This window comes from Pseudomonas sp. B611 (assembly GCF_055407965.1).
Map to the genome: position 1 here is coordinate 34,461 of NZ_JBUZST010000007.1, position 18,071 is coordinate 52,531.

An 18,071-nucleotide genomic window follows, 5' to 3' on the forward strand; every position below is an offset into this window, starting at 1 on the left:
TGACGTATCCGTGGGAGCTGTCGTAATTTCGGTCAACCAGTTTGACGTATTTCCCACAGTCTTCGCTAGCGGTGAACCCATGGCCTTCTCTGAACGTGTTACGCGCCTCAAAAGCTCCCTGATCCGTGAAATCCTTGCGGCGGCCCAGCGCCCGGAAGTGATGTCGTTCGCCGGTGGCTTGCCGGCAGAAGCCATGCTGCCGGCGTTGAACTGGGACGATATGCCACTCAACATCGGCCAATACGGCATGAGCGAAGGCGAACCGCAGTTGCGCGAATTGCTCGCCGCCGAGGCCCGCGCGCTGGGCATACCGTGCCAGGCCAGCCAGGTGCTGGTGGTCAGCGGCTCCCAGCAAACCCTGGACCTGGCGGCCAAGTTGTATATCGACAAAGGCACGCAGATTTTGCTGGAAGGCCCGACGTACCTGGCGGCGTTGCAGATCTTCCAACTGTTCGGCGCCGAGTGCCTCAGCGTGCAGTTGGAAGCTGACGGTCCTGACCTTGGCGCATTGCGCGCCAACCTTGAGCGCCACCGTCCTGCCTTCATCTACCTGATCCCGACCTTCCAGAACCCCTCGGCCGTACGCTACAGCGAGGCCAAGCGTGAAGCCGTCGCCGCGTTGCTCGATGAGTTCGGCGTGACCCTGATCGAAGACGAGCCTTATCGAGAGCTGACCTTTGATGGCGGCAGCGCCAAACCCATCGCCGGGCGTCTGAAAAAAGCCAGCTGGATCTACACCGGCACCGTCTCCAAGACCTTGCTGCCGGGCCTGCGCGTCGGCTACCTGATCGCCAGCCCGGACCTGTTCCCGCACTTGCTCAAGCTCAAGCAGTCGGCGGACCTGCACACCAACCGCGTCGGCCAATGGCAGGCCATGCAGTGGATCGGCACAGAGCAATACCGGCACCATCTGGGGGAACTGCGCAGCTTCTATCGCGAACGCCGCGACGCTTTCCAGGCCGCACTGGAGCATCACTTTGCCGACCTGGCCGACTGGCAAGTGCCCCAAGGTGGATTATTCTTCTGGCTTACCTTGAAACAGCCGCTCGACACCCGCACTTTATTGGCGCAAGCGCTGGATCAGAACGTCGCGTTCATGCCCGGTGAACCGTTCTTTTCCGAGCCGGACCAACACTTGGGCTCGTTGCGCCTCAATTTCAGTCACATCGACCCGGCCCGCCTGGACGAAGGCCTCAAGCGCCTGGCCACGGTGGTCCGTCAAGCACAGCACGCGCAAGCGGCATAAGGGGAGCCCCATGTACAAGGTTTATGGCGATTACAAGTCGGGCAACTGCTACAAGATCAAATTAATGCTCAACCTGCTGGGCATTCCCTACCAGTGGATCGATGTGGACATCCTCAAGGGTGACACCCAGACTGCCGAGTTCCTGGCCAAGAACCCCAACGGCAAGATCCCGGTGCTGGAACTCGAAGACGGCACCTGCTTGTGGGAATCCAACGCGATCCTCAACTTCCTGGCCGATGGCAGTGAGTTCTTGCCGACTGAACCGCGGTTGCGTACCCAGGTGCTGCAATGGCAGTTCTTCGAGCAGTACAGCCATGAGCCGTACATTGCGGTGGCGCGGTTTATCCAGTTCTACCTGAACATGCCGGAAGATCGCCTTGAGGAATACAAGACCTGCCACAAGCGCGGCCACAAGGCGCTGAAGGTAATGGAGCGCCAGTTGCAGGCCACGCCGTACCTGGTGGGTGAGCAGTATTCGATTGCCGATATTGCGTTGTATGCCTATACGCATGTGGCGCATGAGGGTGGGTTTGATTTGGCGCCGTATCCAGCCGTGCAGGCGTGGTTGGCGCGGGTTGCCAGCCATCCAAAGCATGTGACGATGCTGGGCTGATCCACTCGGTCAAAATGTGGGAGCGGGCTTGCTCGCGAAAGCGGTGTGTCAGTGACAGATGTAGTGCCTGACACACCGCATTCGCGAGCAAGCCCGCTCCCACATTTAGCTCTGCGGTGTGTCAGGTAATGCTTCATTGAGCAGGTCGAAACAGCGCTGTGCTGCGGGGCTCAAGCTCATCCCGCTCCGTGTAATCAAGCCGATCTCCCGGTTCACCCCAGGATGATCAATGTTGATCCGCTGCAACCCCTCCAGACTGTCCGCCGCCGACTCCGGCAACACACTGATCCCCAGCCCCTGGCGCACCAGCGCCAACACCGTCGACATGTAGTTGGCCTCCATTCCCGCGTTCATCGTCAGCCGCGTTTCATCGAACAACGCGTCTACTTGCTCGCGCACGCTGCTGTCGCGACCGGTGAGGATGATCGGTTGGTCCGTCAGTTGCTCCAGGGTCAGCTGGCGATGGCGGGTGAGGGGATGATCCAGCGGCACAAAGGCACACAGCCGGTCATTGAGCACCGGGACAAACGCCAGGCCGTGGCTGAGTCGCGCACGCACGCCGATGCCGAAATCCACCTCGCCGGAACGCACCTGGGCATGAATGCGATGGGCCACCAGGTCATGCAGGCGCACTTCGATCCCGGCAAAACGCTCGCGAAACAGGCGCAAGGCCGGGGGCAGGGCGCCGGCACAGACCGAGGGCAGGGCGGCGATGGTGACCACGCCGCGGCGCAGGGCGGCGAGGTCGCGGGAGCCGGTGACGATGTTGTCCAGGTCCAGCAGCAGTTTTTCCATCGGGCCGCGCGCCTCCTGGCCGGCGGCGGTGATGCTGACGTGACGCGGGCTGCGGTCGAGCAGGGCGACGCCGAGCCAGTCTTCCAGTTGTTGCACCTGCACGGTCAGTGCCGAGGGTGACAGGTGCAACTCGTTGGCGGCCTTGGTGAAACTGCCCGTGCGGGCGACGGCAAGAAAGGCTTGGATGTGTTGGATGCTATTTTTCATAAGAGCAGCTTCATTTTGTTTTTCCGAACACGAGCGGCTGAATATTCCAATTTACAAAGACTAACCCGCTTCCAATACTCCAGGGAAAACAATAACCGGCCAACAAGGCCGCTCTGGAGTAACCCATGCTCGCTACCCTGGGTGTCATTACCATCCTGTGCCTGCTCGCTGCCGTCATGAGCAAACGCCTCTCGCCACTGGTGGCCCTGATCGCCTTGCCGATCATCGCCGCGCTGCTCGGCGGTTTCGGCCTGCAAACCAGTGCCTTCATCATTACCGGTATCAAGAATGTCGCCCCCGTGGTGGGCATGTTTGTGTTTGCGATCCTGTTTTTCGGGATCATGACCGATGCCGGCATGCTCGACCCGATCATCGACCGCATCCTGCGCACGGTTGGCACGCGTCCTACACGGATTGTCGTGGGGACTGCGACCCTGGCGCTGCTGGTGCACTTGGACGGCTCCGGTGCGGTGACCTTTCTGGTGACGGTGCCGGCGATGCTGCCGTTGTATACGCGGCTGGGCATTGATAAACGCATCCTCGCCTGCGTGTGCGCGATGGCGGCCGGGGTCAACTTCCTGCCGTGGACCGGCCCGGTGCTGCGCTCGTCCGCGGCCCTGCATGTGCCGGTGGCGGACCTGTTCCAGCCGCTGATCCCGGTGCAGATCGTCGGCCTGATCTTCGTGTTCGCCTGTGCCTGGTGGCTCGGCCGCCGTGAAGAAAAACGCCTGGGCCTGGGCGCCGGCTCCACGGTGGATGCCATGCCGCAGCGGGTGCTCAGCGATGACGACATCAAGCTGCGTCGCCCGCGTCTGTTCTGGGTCAACCTGATTCTGACGGTGTTGGTGATGGTGGTGATGATTGCCGGCTGGGTCGACCCGGTGGTGATGTTCATGCTCGGCACCGTGGTGGCGCTGTGCATCAACTACCCCAACGTGGACGCCCAGCGCGCCCGCATCGATGCGCATGCCAAGACCGCCCTGACCATGGCCAGCATCCTGCTCGCCGCCGGGGTGTTCACCGGCATCATGCAAGGCACCGGCATGCTCAAGGCGATTGCCGAAGTGGCGGTGGCGCAGATCCCGGCCGGCCACGGCAAGCTGATCCCGGCGGTGGTGGGCTTTATTTCCATGCCCCTGAGCATGCTGTTCGATCCCGATTCCTACTATTTCGGCGTGATGCCGGTGATCGCCGAAGTCGGCAAGGCCCTGGGCGTCGACCCGCTGCAAGTGGCCCAGGCCTCGCTGCTGGGCGTGCATACCACCGGTTTCCCGGTCAGCCCGCTGACCCCCGCGACCTTCCTGTTGGTGGGCCTGTGCAAGATCGAATTGGCCGATCACCAGCGCTTCACCATCCCTTTTCTGTTTGCCGCGTCGGTGTTGATGACCCTGACCGCGTTGCTCCTGGGAGTGATTTGAGATGAAAACCTTGCGCATCGGTTCTGGCGCCGGTTATTCCGGCGACCGTATCGAACCTGCCGTCGAATTGGCCGAGCGTGGTGGCCTGGATTATCTGGTGTTCGAATGCCTGGCTGAACGCACCATCGCCCTCGCGCAACAGGCGCGGATCAGTGACCCCGCGGGCGGCTACGACCCGCTGTTGAGCGAGCGCATGCGCCGTGTGTTGCCGTTCGTGGGCGATAAGACTGGGCGTCGCCTGCGGGTGATCACCAATATGGGCGCGGCCAACCCTGTGTCGGCGGCGGTGGAAGTGCGGCGGATTGCCAGCGAACTGGGCCTGGAGCTCAAGGTGGTCGCCGTCGTTGGCGACGATGTGCTGGACGTGTTGCAAGGAGATTTTCTGCTGGATAACGGCCAGACCGTCGGGTCCCTGGGCGAGCGGCTGATCTCGGCGAATGCCTACCTGGGTGTTGAGGGCATCCTGGAGGCGCTGCACGCCGACGCCGATGTGGTCATCACTGGGCGAGTGGCCGACCCTTCGCTGTTCCTCGCGCCGCAGATGTTTGAATTCGGCTGGGCGGCGGACGATTGGCAGCGCCTGGGGCGCGGTACGCTGGTCGGGCATTTGCTGGAATGTGCCGGGCAAGTCAGTGGTGGTTATTTCGCTGATCCCGGCTTCAAGGACGTGGATGACCTCGCGCGCCTGGGCTTCCCCTTGGCCGAAATCGATGCCGACGGTGAAGCCTTGATCACCAAGGTCGCGGGCTCGGGCGGGCGGGTCAGCCGCGCCACCTGCACTGAGCAATTGATCTACGAAGTGCATGACCCGGCGGCGTACCTCACGCCGGATGTCACGGCGGACTTTTCCCAGGTGGGGTTTGTCGAGGAGGCCGTTGATCGCGTGCGCGCTCAAGGGGCAGACGGCCGCGCGCGTCCCGAGCGGTTGAAAGTCAGCGTCGGTTATCTGGACGGTTGGATTGGCGAGGGGCAAATGTCCTACGGCGGGCCGGGGGCTGTCGCACGGGCGGAGTTGGCGCGGGCTGTCGTCCTCAAGCGCCTGGAGTTGATGGGCGTGAAGATGCAGGACGTACGCGCCGAACTGATCGGCATGGACGCGCTCCACGGCCCGCGCAGCAGCGTCGAGCCCTGGGAAGTACGCCTGCGCGTGGCGGCTCGCTGTGAGGATCGCCTTGAGGCGGTGCGGGTTGGCAATGAGGTGGAAACCCTCTACACCAACGGCCCGTCCGGCGGCGGCGGTGCCAGCAAGAGTGTGCGGCAGGTGGTGGCGGTGGCATCGTTGCTGCTGCCGCGTGATGCGGTCAACCCGAGGATCGAAGCATGAAGTTGCACACGCTGGCCCATTCCCGCACCGGGGACAAGGGCGATACGTCGAACATCTCGATCATTGCCTACCGCGCGGAAGATTACCCGTTGCTGTGTGAGCAACTGACGGCCGAACGCGTGGCCGAATTTTTTGCCGGGTTGCTGGAGCCGGGTGCGGCGCCGGTGCGGCGCTACGCATTGCCCAATGTGCAGGCGCTGAACTTCGTGCTGCCGGGGATCTTGCGCGGCGGCGTCACGCGTTCGCTGGCGCTGGATGCCCATGGCAAATGCCTGGGCTCAGCGTTACTCGATCTCGATTTGGTAATACAAAACTAACTGTGGGAGCTGGCTTGCCTGCGATGGCAGTGGGTCAGTTGGCATTTCTGCTACTGATACACCGCCATCGCAGGCAAGCCAGCTCCCACAGGGGGTTATCCGCGCATGTCAGATCGCGGCAAACCGCTTGTCGAGGTAATCAATAATTACCTTGGAGTCGTACATCCAGGTGACCTGGCCATTTTCTTCAATACGCAGGCACGGCACCTTGATCTTGCCGCCTTGCTCCAGCAGGGTCTGGCGATCCTGCTCGTTGTTCTTCGCGTCCTTCAACGCCACCGGCACATTCAGGCGGTGCAGGGTACGACGGGTCTTCACGCAGAACGGGCAGGCATGGAACTGATACAGCGTCAGCTCCTTGGCCGCGGCGTTGACTTGAGCCTGCTGCTCGGCCGAACGCTGCTTCTTGCGTGGGCGCGTCAGGAAGTCGCCCGCGATGATGACGTGGCCGAGGCCCACTCGAAGTGCTTTGACAAACATGGCTGAAACCTCTTGCCCATGAAGAAGGGGCCGCAGCTTACCTGATTTCTGCAGGCGAAAAAAAACCGGCGATGAACGCCGGTTTTTTCCTACCCAGCCGATTACTTGATCAGGCTGAGGAATTCGCTGCGGGTTGCCGCGTTTTCGCGGAACTCACCCAGCATCACCGAAGTGATCATCGACGAATTCTGTTTCTCCACACCGCGCATCATCATGCACATGTGCTTGGCCTCGATCACCACGGCCACGCCCAGGGCACCGGTCACCTGCATCACGGCATCGGCGATCTGGCGGCTGAGGTTTTCCTGGATCTGCAGGCGACGTGCGTACATATCGACAATCCGCGCGACCTTCGACAGGCCCAGCACTTTGCCGCTTGGGATATACGCGACATGGGCCTTGCCGATAAATGGCAGCAGGTGGTGTTCGCACAACGAGTACAACTCGATGTCCTTGACCAGCACCATTTCGCTGTTGTCAGAGCTGAACAAGGCACCGTTGGTGACTTCTTCCAGGGTCTGCTCATAACCGCGGCAGAGGTACTGCATCGCCTTGGCGGCACGCTTTGGCGTGTCCAGCAGACCCTCGCGGGAAACGTCCTCGCCGAGTTGGCCGAGGATCGCGGTGTAATTCTGTTCCAGGGACATGAAACTACCTGTGGGATTTTCGCAAAGCGCAAGGTTACGGTGGCGGACACATCGCTGCAAGCCTGAAGAGGCGACTTGTTACTCGTCACGCCCTTCCATCATGGTGCGCTTGAGCATCACATACACCGCCCCCGCGCCGCCGTGGCGGGCCTGGCATGAGGTAAAGCCGAGCACTTGCGCATGTTGGCGCAGCCAGGTGTTGACGTGGCTTTTGATCATCGGGCGCTTGCCGTCCAGCCGCACGGCCTTGCCGTGGGTGACGCGTACGCAGCGGATTTCGAATTTGGTCGCTTCGGCGAGGAAGGCCCACAGGGTTTCGCGGGCTTTTTCCACGGTCATGCCGTGCAAGTCGAGGCTGCCTTCGAAGGGGATCTGGCCGACCTTGAGCTTGCGCATCTGGCTTTCCTGCACGCCGTCGCGGGCCCACATCAGCTCGTCTTCGGGGCCGACGTCGATCACGAACTGGTCCGACAGGCCATCCACGGTGGTGGCATCGGTGCGCACGGTCGCGGCCTGGCGCAGCTTGGCGATCTGCGCGCGGTCGGCCTTGGGTTTGCCGGTATCGGCGCGGTCGTGCTTGATCGGCTTGACGCCGCGCAGCTCGTTTTTGAACAGGGAAAAATCGTCGTCTTGCATATCAGCCTCCGCGAAGGGCGGGCAGTTTACCTAAATCGCGGCGGCCAGGGCGCAGGAAACGCTATTCAAGCGCCATCAGTCGTGCTTTTTCATCAGGTGCGAGGCGATATTGAGTGATAACGGCTGGCGCATCTTCCTACGGCTACGACGCCATAACCACACGCCCAGCCACAGCACCAGCAACCCGCTTATCAGCAGGATTGCCGAACCGCCAGGGCTGGCATTCAGCTCGCCAAGGGCCGGTGAATGACCCGACAAACCAGCGCCACCAGCACCCGCCAGCAGCAGACCTACAATCGCCAGCAGCGCGGCAAAGCCGGCTACCAGGCGCAGACGCCAATTGCTCGGGCCCTTGGGGCGCAAGCGACGAGCATCAAAACCATCGGATATCTTCATCCCGACCTTTCCTCCAGGGTATCGGCCCTTCGACCGGAAGATACACGGGTTGTTCCGGGGGGAGGGGTAAATGCGCCAAATGAGAAGGCAATGGGGATGAGCGGGGCCGTAAACACGCCGCTCATCCCAGGTACGATCAGATCAGATCTTTGGTCAAGGCGAGGGTGGCGAAGTTGTCGGCCATGATGGCCATTTCGGTCTGCTGCACGTGCTCGGCACTCAGGATGCCGCCTTTGTAAGGCAGGTCGCGGGTGGCGCAGGCGTCTTCTACCAGGGTGCAGCGAAAGCCCAGGTTCTTGGCCGCACGCACCGTGGTGCTGACGCTGGAGTGGCTCATGAAGCCGGCCACGATCAGGTCCAGGGAGCCAAGGTCTTGCAGATGTTTTTCCAGGCCGGTGCCGTGGAAGGCGCTGGGCAGCAGCTTGCCGATGATGGTCTCGTCACCGCTTGGCTCAAGGCCGGAAATGAACTCGCCGCGCTCGCCTTGCGGGTCGAACAGGCCGCCGACCGTGCCCAGGTGGCGCACGTGGACAATCGGGCGCCCGGCGTTGCGCGCCGCTGCAACCAACTGCTTGATGTTGTCTACCGCCGCGTCCATGCCCGAGAGGGCGAGTGGACCGCTGAGGTATTCCTTCTGGGCGTCGATGATCACGAGGGTCGCATGGCTGAGGTTGGCTGCTGCGTAACCGCGACCGCTGAGTTGAAACATCGTCTTTGGAACGGACATTCTGGGGCTCCTGTGAGGGGGGCTTTTGCGACATTGTCCACTGGCTGAGCGGTTCTGTGAATCGCTACTATCGTAAGGTACGCCGTTGTTGGCGTGCAGCCCTGTCAAGTGGGCGCCACGTTTAACTGAATGCTGGCAATTTGGATGAAATCCGACGGATGGCAACGAAGTTTCGTACATCGTCGGTACAGGCGAAGGCTGTTAGAATCGCCGGTCGTTTTTTCAGGAGTCTGCCCCCGTGATCACTTCCCGCCTGCGCACCTTGCGCGACCACATCCGTTGGGCTGTCAGCCGTTTCCATGGGGAAGACCTGTTTTTTGGCCATGGCACCGACAATGCCTGGGATGAAGCCCGCCAATTGGTGCTCGGTGCCTTGCACCTGCCGTGGGAAATTGCTGATAGCTACCTGGACTGCAACCTGGAAGAAGAAGAGATCTCCCACGTGCAGCGTTTGTTGCACCGGCGCATCCACGAGCGTGTTCCGACCGCCTACTTGTTGAAAGAAGCGTGGTTCTGCGGCATGTCGTTTATCGTTGACGAACGGGTGCTGATCCCGCGTTCACCGATTGGCGAGCTGATCGAAAACCGCTTCGAGCCTTGGCTGGCCCAACCGCCTGCGCGCATTCTCGACCTGTGCACTGGCTCCGGTTGCATCGGTATTGCCTGCGCCTACGAGTTCCAGGACGCCGAAGTGGTGCTGGGGGACTTGTCCTTTGAAGCGTTGGAAGTGGCCAATCAGAACATCGAGCGGCATGGCGTCGATGAACGCGTCTACACCGTGCAGGGCGATGGCTTCGACGGCCTGCCGGGGCAGCGCTTCGACTTGATCGTGTCCAACCCGCCGTATGTGGATGCCGAAGATTTTGCCGACATGCCGGACGAATACCAGCACGAACCCGAGTTGGGCCTGGCCTGCGGTGATGATGGCTTGAACCTGGTACGGCGTATGCTGGCCGAGGCGGCGGACCATCTGACCGAGAAGGGCTTGCTGATTGTGGAAGTGGGCAACAGCCAGGTGCACGTCGAGGCGTTGTACCCAGAGGTGGACTTTGCCTGGCTGGACTTCCAGCGCGGTGGGCACGGGGTGTTCATGTTGACGGCGGAGCAGTGTCGTAAGCATCAGGCAGCATTTGCCGCCAAGGTGTAACTGTAGGAACTGGGTCAGTGTGGGAGCGGGCTTGCTCGCGAATACGGTGTGTCAGCTAATATATTTAGTCACTGACACACCGCTTTCGCGAGCAAGCCCGCTCCCACATTTTGATCTCATTTCATAGCCGGAACCGGTTTTAGCGGTGCGTGGCAATCCAGATCAACAACCCCGCCTGGAACACGGTAAACGCCACCAGGCAGGTAATGGTAAAGCGCAGCCCGCTGTCCTCACGCTTGAACTTGGTGACCTTTTCCTCTTCCTTGCGCAGCTTCACTTCCTGTTCCGCCAGGTTATGCTCGGCCTGTTGCAGCATCTGCGCCGCTTCCAGGATCTCGACAAACTGCACCTTCTCGGTGTTCCAGTTTTCCAGCACATCCCCGACCTTGCCCGGCTGCACGTTGCCCTTGAGGTGCTGCACGTCGGCGTAGGCCACATCGAAGCCGTGGACACGCAAGAAGTGATCGCGGCGCAGGCGCGTGGCTTCGTTCAGTGCGTCTTTGTTGGACAGGTCCACGCCGTCGATGCGGTAGCTGGACCACTTCTTCTTCGCCCACGCCGCCCCTTGCGCCACGAGAAAGCGCCCGATACCGCGGTTGGCCGGTTCGATTTCCAGGCTGTTGCCCGGACCGAAATGCACACGGTGTTTATCGTGATCGACCCATACGTCCAAGTGGTTCTGTTCGCGCCGCACCCGTTGTCCTGGCAATTGAATGACCATGCGCAGCAGGCTGTGGTGGCTGTCATTGCGCTCGGCATAGCCGAATTGCACGAACCGCAGCGGTCGCACCCCGGTGGCGCGGTCGGTGGCCAGGGGCGCCAGGCGCAGCATCTTGAAATGCTCGGGCTGGACCTCCGCCCACGGCAGGGGCGCCGCATCGACGGCCTCGGTTTTTTCAGCCGGGGTGTCGGCGGTGGGTTCCGGTGTTGCTTCTGTGGTTGTCATGCGGCGCGATCCTGTCCTAGCCCAGCAAGCCGACAGCTTTTTTGCTGCGACACTGGGCTTATCGGCCGCTTTCTTCAGGACTAGAGACAAATTGTCGCTTAACGGGGTTGAAGTCCGTCGATAAAGCGCACCACGCGGCTGCCCAGCTCGGCAGCGAGGGGCAATTGCGGGTCGTTGTAGGACGCCAATTGCTGCTGCACATCTTTGGGCACGATACGCATGACGTGGTTCATGCCCTCAATCAGCGCGAGTTGTGCATCGGGCTTGGCCTTTTTCAACTGCTGGGCATCGCCGATGCCGACCTGGATATCGTTGGTGCCCTGGATAATCAGCGCTGGCATATCCAGCTTGGCAAACGCCGCCGAGGGATCGGCACGGAACAGGCTGATCAGATACGGCTGCACGCTCGGTCGGAAAATACCTAGCAGCGGGCCAGGCACATCCGCATCCACTTGCCCGGCCTTGAGGTGATCGAGGATCTGATTGCTGCGCAGCAACAGGGCAGGGGGCAGGTGATCCGCCAGCTGCTGACGGATCACCTGATCCACCGGACGTGCGCTGCCGGACAGGGAGATCACACCCGCCGGTTCCAGTTGTGGCGCGGCGAGGGCCGCCACCAGCGCGCCTTCGCTGTGGCCGAGGACGACCAACGGGCCCATGCGTTTGTCTGCCTTGAGCAGTTTGCCCCAGGCCACCGCGTCGGAAACGTAGGCGTCGAGCGTGAGGTTACGCTCGTCTGGGGTGGCTGCAAGGCTGGCGGCCACGCCACGCTTGTCGTAGCGCACGCTGGCGATGTTGTGCCGGGCCAGTACCCACGCCAGGCGCTTGAGGCTGTCGTTGCGCGCGCCGTCGGCGCTGTTGCCGTTGCGGTCGGTGGGTCCGGAGCCGGCGATGATCAGCACCACCGGCACCGGTTTGTCGGATTGGGGCAGCAGCAGCGAGCCAAACAGCTCGCCGCTGCCGGTGTCCAGGCTGATGGGCCGTTGCAGCACCACGGGGGAGGCGGCGTGTGCCACGGCGGTAAACAGGGTGAGGGCCAGCAGTAAAACTCGAAGCATCATCGCGCCATCATCAGGGAGGTGCCGGTTCGACCAATGTCTACCCGGAAGGTTTCGAGGATGAACTAGTCGGTTGGCCCGCGTATACTGGCGCGCTTGGTTATCACCCCTGAGTGATTACAACTGATTTCACGGAGCGCCCTGCATGTCCGGCAATACCTTCGGCAAGCTGTTCACTGTCACCACCGCGGGCGAAAGCCATGGCCCGGCGTTGGTCGCCATTGTCGACGGCTGCCCGCCCGGCCTCGAGCTGTCCCTGGAAGACCTGCAGCGTGACCTCGACCGCCGCAAGCCCGGCACCAGCCGCCACACCACCCAGCGCCAGGAACCCGACGAAGTCGAGATCCTCTCCGGCGTGTTCGAAGGCCGCACCACTGGGTGCGCCATCGGCCTGTTGATCCGCAACACCGACCAGAAGTCCAAGGACTACTCGGCGATCAAGGACCTGTTCCGCCCGGCCCACGCCGACTACACCTACCACCACAAATACGGTGAACGCGATTACCGTGGCGGTGGCCGCAGCTCGGCCCGCGAGACTGCAATGCGCGTGGCTGCCGGTGCCATCGCCAAGAAATACCTGGCCACCCAGGGCATCGTGATCCGTGGCTACATGAGCCAGTTGGGGCCGATCGAGATCCCGTTCAAGACCTGGGACAGCGTGGAAGACAACGCCTTCTTCAGCCCCGACCCGGACAAAGTGCCGGAACTGGAAGCCTACATGGACCAGTTGCGTCGCGACCAGGATTCCGTCGGCGCCAAGATCACCGTGGTTGCCGAGGGCGTGAAACCGGGCCTGGGCGAACCGATCTTCGACCGCCTGGACGCCGAACTGGCCCATGCGCTGATGAGCATCAACGCGGTGAAAGGCGTGGAAATCGGCGCCGGCTTCGCTTGTGTCTCCCAGCGCGGCACCGAGCATCGCGATGAACTGACGCCGGAAGGTTTCCTCAGCAACAATGCAGGCGGCATCCTCGGCGGTATTTCCTCCGGCCAGCCGATTGTGGCGCACCTGGCGCTCAAGGCGACGTCGAGCATCACCACGCCGGGCCGCTCGATCGATGTGCATGGCAACCCGGTGGACGTCATCACCAAAGGCCGCCATGACCCGTGCGTCGGCATCCGTGCCACGCCAATTGCCGAGGCGATGATGGCCATCGTGCTGATGGACCACCTGCTGCGCAACCGTGGGCAAAACGCCGACGTGCGCGTCACCACCCCGGTGCTGGGCCAGCTGTGACCTTTAGCCAGGGAGCTTGCTGTGGCGAGGGAGCTTGTCGAATCGTCGCACCGTCCCGCTGGGCTGCGCAGCAGCCCCCCACAAAATGACCCCGAATCTCCCCTACTGGCGCCTCTCCAGCTTCTACCTCTTCTACTTCGCCCTGCTCGGGGCGACGGCGCCATTCCTGGCCCTGTACTTCGATCACCTGGGCTTTTCCAGTGCGCGCATCGGCGAACTGGTGGCCATCCCCATGCTGATGCGCTGCGTGGCGCCCAACCTGTGGGGCTGGCTCGGCGACTACACCGGGCGGCGCCTGGCCATCGTGCGCTTTGGCGCGGTGTGTACCTTGGCGAGCTTCTCGCTGATCTTCGTCAGCCAGACCTACGCCTGGCTGGCCCTGGTGATGGCGCTGCACGCCTTCTTCTGGCACGCGGTACTGCCGCAGTTTGAAGTGATCACCCTGGCGCACCTGCAAAAACAGACCTCGCGCTACAGCCAGATCCGCCTGTGGGGCTCCATCGGTTTTATCCTCACCGTGGTGATCATGGGGCGCCTGTTCGACTGGCTGAGCCTGGATATCTACCCGGTGGTGGTCGTGGTGATCATGGCCGGCATCATTGGCGCCAGCCTGTGGGTGCCGAATGCGCAACCTGCCACCCACGGCAACCGCCTGGCGGGTGATGGCTTTCTCAAGCAATTGCGCAGCCCCGGCGTGCTGGCGTTTTATGCCTGCGTGGCGTTGATGCAAATGAGCCATGGCCCGTATTACACCTTTCTCACCCTGCACCTTGAACACCTGGGCTACAGCCGTGGCCTGATCGGCCTGTTGTGGGCGCTGGGGGTGGTGGCGGAAGTGCTGATGTTCCTGGGCATGAGCCGCATCCTCACGCGCTTTTCGATACGCCGGGTGCTGCTGGCGAGCTTCCTGCTGGCGGCTGTGCGTTGGTTGTTGCTGGGTTCGTTTGCCGAATTTTTCTGGGTGCTGCTGTTGGCGCAGGTGATGCACGCCGCCACTTTTGGCAGTTTCCATGCGGCGGCGATTGCCTTTGTGCAACGCAGTTTCGGCGATAAACAACAGGGCCAGGGCCAGGCCTTGTATGCCGCATTGGCCGGCACCGGCGGGGCGTTGGGCGCACTGTATGCCGGCTATAGCTGGAACCTGTTGGGGCCGACCCTGACCTTCAGTATCGCCAGCATCGCGGCACTCGCCGCCGCCATTATCATTGGCCTTCGATTGCAAGAGCCCAACAGAGGAACCGTGCAATGAGTTATGTCGCTGTCTACCACGTGGCCACACCGGACACTCCGAACAAGGTCCTGACCCATCTCGACGATATCGCCGCGACCCTGGCTGAACATGCCGTGCGCTTCGAGCGCTGGCAGCCGAGCCCGATCGAGAAGGGCGCCAGCGATGCTGACCTGATCGCCGCGTACCAGGCGCAGATCGATAGCCTGGGTTACGCCAAGGTAGAGGTGTTCAGCGTCACGAGCGCTCACCCGCAAAAAGACCAGATGCGTGCGCAGCTCCTCAAAGAGCGCCGCTTCAGCGAGGACCATGCGCGTTTCTTCATCGCCGGGCAGGGGTTGATTGCCTTGCACGTGGAGGACTATGTGTATGCCGTACGGTGTGAGAAAAACGACGTGTTGCTGATCCCGGCGGGCTTGCCCCATTGGATCGATATCGGTGAGAACCCGCACTTTGTGATGCTGCATCTGTTTAATACGGCTGAAGGGGAGACTGCGCTCACCGACGACGAAATTGCCCTTCGTTTTCCTGGTTTGGACGACTAAGCACAAGTTCCTGAATGTTCAACCCCTGCGAGTTGGAAGTTGTTGTGGGAAGAAACTTATTCGACTGTAGGGCTCAGCTGTTTATTGCGGGCCTTACTCCTTAATACCATTCGTTATGCAACTCTTCCTGGCACCCATGTTTATATCACCTGTCAATCGGAGAAATCCGAAGGTGGTGAGACATCCGCCGATAAAGGAGAGATGTAATGAGAGGCGCAGAGGAGTTGTACCCGCCGCTATATACCCTGCCCAACGCCATCAGAAGACGCCTGAGTTTGGCGGGCAAGTCCCTGACGCCGACAGAGCTGGAGATCCTGCGTTGGGCGTCGAATGGCAAGACTGTCTGGGAGATCAGCCAGATTCGCGCAACGTCCGAAGCCACGGTGAAATTCCACCTGCGCAACATCTACGGCAAGTTGCAAGTGAACAACCGCGTGCAGGCGATGAATGAGGCGACGCGCCAGGGACTTTGGTGACAGGCGCATGAAAAAGGGCCGCAACGCTGAATGGCGTTGCGGCCCTTTTTTGTGTCTGGTGTTTAAGCCGAATGGTAGGTCGGCAGGGCAAAGCGGTTCTGGCTTTGCAGCATCGAAATTTGCGGCAGGTCGCTGGCTTGTTCGGCCAGGTCGCGGCGGATGGCGCTGATGACCCACGTCAATTGGTCGGCGGTATGCAGTTGCTGGTAAGAGATCGAGCGCTTGACCTGTTTGCCTTCGCTGTTGCGCAGGGTCAACAGAATGCCGCCATCTGGGCGAGGCTGGGTGGTGACGTCGTAGTTGGAGAATACTGAGGCGAATTTATCTTGGATCAGGCTCATGTCTATCAGCTCCGTTGGCTCAAGTTGGCAAGCATGGAGTGATAGGTGCAGTGATTGTGCCATCTAGTCGATTATTAAAAAATCCTTATAAAACAATCACTTATAAATTTCTTCGATTTTCATTTTCGTGCAAATTGCATGAATGGCCATCATGCATCCTGCATTTTGCGCTGTTCAACCGGGTGGTTTGGCGCGCCGATATACATGCAGACTGCCTTGGAGCGGCTAAATTCCGTTTTTTTGCGGTAGCCCATCGGGATACAAAACTTTTCAAATCCCGCGTGTACAGGTGAACAAGGGCTGACGTAATTTCCTGCAAGGCATAACGAAGAATAAGAAAAAGGACGTTCCTCCATGAGCCATCCGCAAAACGACATGATCACCTGGAGCATGCTGCTGCGTAAGGTGCCCGCCATTGTTCGCGCCCTGCCACGGGTGGTGCGCGGCATGCGTGCCGCCAACGTCACCGACCCGGCCCAGCCTTGCGGGCTGGGCTGGCACTTCGAGCAGGCCACCCTGCGCAACCCTGATGGCACCGCGCTTTTATACGCTGACCGTGTGCTCAGCTACCGCGAGGCCAATGGGCGCGCGAACCGTATCGCCCATTACCTGCAAGCCCAGGGCGTGCGCAAGGGGGACGTGGTGGCGATGTTTATCGAAAACCGCCCCGAGTTGCTGCTGAATGTGCTGGCCGTGGCCAAACTGGGTGGCATCTGCGCCATGGTCAACACGTCGCAGACCCAGGGCACGCTGGTGCACAGCCTGAACCTGGTGAACCCGGTGGCAATCGTGGTGGGCTCGGAATTGGTGGGCTCTTTTGAGGCAGTACGTGACCAGGTGGCGATCCCGGCCGAACGCACGTGGTTCGTCGCCGATCAGCAGGCTAGCGAGGTGCCTGCAGGTTACGTCGACCTGATGGCTGCCAGCGCCGAGTGCCCGGCAGACAACCCGGCCAGCACCGCACAGATCTTCTTCAATGACCCGTGCTTCTATATCTACACCTCCGGCACCACGGGCCTGCCCAAGGCCGGCATCATGAAGCACGGTCGTTGGACCAAGACCGCCGTCAGCTTCGGCAGCATTGCCCTGGACATGGGCCCGGACGACGTCCTGTATTGCACCTTGCCGCTGTATCACGCCACCGGCTTGTGTGTGTGCTGGGGCTCGGCGATTGTTGGCGCCTCGGGGTTTGCCATCCGGCGCAAGTTCAGTGCCAGCCAGTTTTGGGACGATGCCCGCAAGTTCAACGCGACCACCCTGGGTTATGTCGGCGAGCTATGCCGTTACCTGCTCGACCAGCCGCCCAGCGCCAGCGACCGTGACAACCGCGTGACCAAGATGGTCGGCAATGGCCTGCGCCCCGGGGTGTGGGCGCAGTTCAAGCAGCGCTATGGCGTTGACCATATTTGCGAGCTGTATGCCGCCAGCGACGGCAATATCGGCTTCACCAACGTGCTGAATTTCGACAACACCATCGGCTTTTGCCTGCAACACTGGGCGCTGGTGGACTACGCCCACGACAACGGCGAGCCAATCCGTGGCAACGATGGCTTTATGCGCAAGGTGCAGACGGGCGGGCAGGGCCTGTTGTTGGCGCGAATCGACGAGAAATCACCCTTCGACGGCTACACCGACCCCGAAAAGAACCGCAAGGTGATCCTCACCGACGTGTTCGAAAAGGGTGACCGCTACTTCAACACCGGCGACCTGTTGCGCAGTATCGGCTTTGGCCATGCGCAATTCGTCGATCGCCTGGGGGACACTTATCGCTGGAAGGGCGAAAACGTTTCCACCACCGAGGTCGAGAACATCCTGCTGCAACACCCGCAGATCGCCGAAGTGGTGGCCTACGGGGTGGAAATCGAAAACACCAACGGCCGTGCGGGCATGGTCGCGATTACCCCGAGTGAATCCCTGGCTTCGCTGGACATGCGCGAACTGTTGCAATTTGCCCACGGTCAGTTGCCACACTATGCGGTGCCGCTGTTCCTGCGGATCAAGGTAAAAATGGAGACGACGGGCACCTTCAAGTACCAGAAGGTCAAGCTCAAGGAAGAGGCGTTCGATCCAGAGAAGGCGGGTAACGACCCCGTCTACGCCTGGCTACCGGGCACCGATGCCTATGTGCCCGTGACGGGGCAGTTGCTGGCGCAGATCCAGGGTGGCCAATTCCGTTATTAAAAGTAGCGTTATTGATTCTAGCTATGACGGCTTTTGGCAAAAAAGCCATGACAGTGGGGAACTCCATCGCGACACTAGGCGCCTATATAGCCATCGCCAGGGAGCC

General features: G+C 61.2%; 21 protein-coding genes. 11 read left to right on the forward strand and 10 right to left on the reverse strand.

The features are described from left to right. Positions 1-79: 79 nt before the first annotated feature. Positions 80-1,246 (forward strand): aminotransferase-like domain-containing protein, encoded by a 1,167-nt coding sequence (locus ACZRMO_RS16930; RefSeq protein WP_463973559.1) that lies wholly within the window; start codon positions 80-82, stop codon positions 1,244-1,246. 10 nt (positions 1,247-1,256) lie between these two features. Continuing rightward, positions 1,257-1,859 (forward strand): glutathione S-transferase family protein, encoded by a 603-nt coding sequence (locus ACZRMO_RS16935; protein WP_463973560.1) that lies wholly within the window; start codon positions 1,257-1,259, stop codon positions 1,857-1,859. 105 nt (positions 1,860-1,964) lie between these two features. Here ACZRMO_RS16935 and ACZRMO_RS16940 read toward each other — a convergent pair whose 3' ends face one another. Next, positions 1,965-2,861, reverse strand: coding sequence for a LysR family transcriptional regulator (locus ACZRMO_RS16940; protein ID WP_463973561.1), 897 nt, complete (start codon positions 2,859-2,861; stop codon positions 1,965-1,967). Positions 2,862-2,986: 125 nt separating this feature from the next. Here ACZRMO_RS16940 and ACZRMO_RS16945 point away from each other — a divergent pair, with 125 nt between their 5' ends. From ACZRMO_RS16945 to ACZRMO_RS16955, 3 genes are read left to right on the forward strand one after another with little or no spacing between them, the layout of a single operon-like run. Further along, entirely contained in the window at positions 2,987-4,279 is a 1,293-nt protein-coding gene (locus ACZRMO_RS16945) for a CitMHS family transporter (protein ID WP_124529506.1), read from the forward strand. Position 4,280: 1 nt separating this feature from the next. Beyond that, the gene (locus ACZRMO_RS16950; RefSeq protein ID WP_463973562.1) at positions 4,281-5,603 is read left to right on the forward strand and encodes an acyclic terpene utilization AtuA family protein; all 1,323 of its coding nucleotides are present in this window, start codon (positions 4,281-4,283) and stop codon (positions 5,601-5,603) included. After that, the gene (locus ACZRMO_RS16955; RefSeq protein WP_463973563.1) at positions 5,600-5,920 is read left to right on the forward strand and encodes an AtuA-related protein; all 321 of its coding nucleotides are present in this window, start codon (positions 5,600-5,602) and stop codon (positions 5,918-5,920) included. The genes ACZRMO_RS16950 and ACZRMO_RS16955 overlap by 4 nt, the downstream gene beginning before the upstream one ends. A gap of 108 nt (positions 5,921-6,028) precedes the next feature. Here the strand turns inward: ACZRMO_RS16955 and ACZRMO_RS16960 are convergent, their stop codons facing one another. From ACZRMO_RS16960 to ACZRMO_RS16980, 5 genes are all read right to left on the reverse strand, one after another. Further along, on the reverse strand, positions 6,029-6,400 hold the full coding sequence (locus ACZRMO_RS16960; protein WP_463973564.1) for a glutathione S-transferase N-terminal domain-containing protein: 372 nt from the start codon (positions 6,398-6,400) through the stop codon (positions 6,029-6,031). A gap of 101 nt (positions 6,401-6,501) precedes the next feature. Continuing rightward, positions 6,502-7,047: a GTP cyclohydrolase I FolE gene (gene folE, locus ACZRMO_RS16965; RefSeq protein ID WP_003442011.1), complete on the reverse strand. Its 546-nt coding sequence runs from the start codon at positions 7,045-7,047 to the stop codon at positions 6,502-6,504. Between the two features lie 78 nt (positions 7,048-7,125). After that, a complete protein-coding gene (locus tag ACZRMO_RS16970) occupies positions 7,126-7,683 on the reverse strand; it encodes a Smr/MutS family protein (protein WP_032888029.1) in 558 nt (185 codons plus the stop codon). Positions 7,684-7,758: 75 nt separating this feature from the next. Then, the gene (locus ACZRMO_RS16975; RefSeq protein ID WP_463973565.1) at positions 7,759-8,079 is read right to left on the reverse strand and encodes a hypothetical protein; all 321 of its coding nucleotides are present in this window, start codon (positions 8,077-8,079) and stop codon (positions 7,759-7,761) included. Between the two features lie 136 nt (positions 8,080-8,215). After that, on the reverse strand, positions 8,216-8,806 hold the full coding sequence (locus ACZRMO_RS16980) for a cysteine hydrolase family protein (RefSeq protein WP_026136688.1): 591 nt from the start codon (positions 8,804-8,806) through the stop codon (positions 8,216-8,218). Between the two features lie 238 nt (positions 8,807-9,044). Between ACZRMO_RS16980 and prmB the strand changes: the two genes are divergently transcribed. Further along, on the forward strand, positions 9,045-9,953 hold the full coding sequence (prmB, locus tag ACZRMO_RS16985) for a 50S ribosomal protein L3 N(5)-glutamine methyltransferase (RefSeq protein WP_463973566.1): 909 nt from the start codon (positions 9,045-9,047) through the stop codon (positions 9,951-9,953). 139 nt (positions 9,954-10,092) lie between these two features. Here prmB and ACZRMO_RS16990 read toward each other — a convergent pair whose 3' ends face one another. Next, on the reverse strand, positions 10,093-10,899 hold the full coding sequence (locus ACZRMO_RS16990) for a hypothetical protein (RefSeq protein ID WP_463973567.1): 807 nt from the start codon (positions 10,897-10,899) through the stop codon (positions 10,093-10,095). Positions 10,900-10,997: 98 nt separating this feature from the next. Beyond that, positions 10,998-11,960, reverse strand: a complete 963-nt coding sequence (locus ACZRMO_RS16995) for an alpha/beta hydrolase (RefSeq protein WP_463973568.1) — start codon at positions 11,958-11,960, stop codon at positions 10,998-11,000. Positions 11,961-12,102: 142 nt separating this feature from the next. Here ACZRMO_RS16995 and aroC point away from each other — a divergent pair, with 142 nt between their 5' ends. The 4 genes from aroC to ACZRMO_RS17015 all read left to right on the forward strand — a co-directional run bounded on the left by aroC (position 12,103) and on the right by ACZRMO_RS17015 (position 15,443). Continuing rightward, on the forward strand, positions 12,103-13,194 hold the full coding sequence (gene aroC / locus ACZRMO_RS17000; protein WP_017735877.1) for a chorismate synthase: 1,092 nt from the start codon (positions 12,103-12,105) through the stop codon (positions 13,192-13,194). An 85-nt stretch (positions 13,195-13,279) separates the two neighbouring features. Then, positions 13,280-14,443, forward strand: a complete 1,164-nt coding sequence (locus ACZRMO_RS17005) for an MFS transporter (protein ID WP_463973569.1) — start codon at positions 13,280-13,282, stop codon at positions 14,441-14,443. Next, a complete protein-coding gene (locus ACZRMO_RS17010) occupies positions 14,440-14,967 on the forward strand; it encodes an acireductone dioxygenase (RefSeq protein WP_463973570.1) in 528 nt (175 codons plus the stop codon). Before ACZRMO_RS17005 ends, ACZRMO_RS17010 begins: the two co-directional genes overlap by 4 nt. A gap of 206 nt (positions 14,968-15,173) precedes the next feature. Further along, entirely contained in the window at positions 15,174-15,443 is a 270-nt protein-coding gene (locus ACZRMO_RS17015; RefSeq protein ID WP_463973571.1) for a response regulator transcription factor, read from the forward strand. A gap of 62 nt (positions 15,444-15,505) precedes the next feature. Here the strand turns inward: ACZRMO_RS17015 and ACZRMO_RS17020 are convergent, their stop codons facing one another. Beyond that, the gene (locus ACZRMO_RS17020) at positions 15,506-15,784 is read right to left on the reverse strand and encodes a DUF3509 domain-containing protein (RefSeq protein WP_010208870.1); all 279 of its coding nucleotides are present in this window, start codon (positions 15,782-15,784) and stop codon (positions 15,506-15,508) included. 149 nt (positions 15,785-15,933) lie between these two features. Then, entirely contained in the window at positions 15,934-16,140 is a 207-nt protein-coding gene (locus ACZRMO_RS17025) for a hypothetical protein (protein WP_463973572.1), read from the reverse strand. Between ACZRMO_RS17025 and ACZRMO_RS17030 the strand changes: the two genes are divergently transcribed. Further along, complete coding sequence (locus ACZRMO_RS17030) at positions 16,139-17,965, forward strand: long-chain-acyl-CoA synthetase (protein ID WP_463973573.1); 1,827 nt, start codon at positions 16,139-16,141, stop codon at positions 17,963-17,965. The two genes, ACZRMO_RS17025 and ACZRMO_RS17030, sit on opposite strands and share 2 nt — an antisense overlap. Positions 17,966-18,071: the final 106 nt, after the last annotated feature.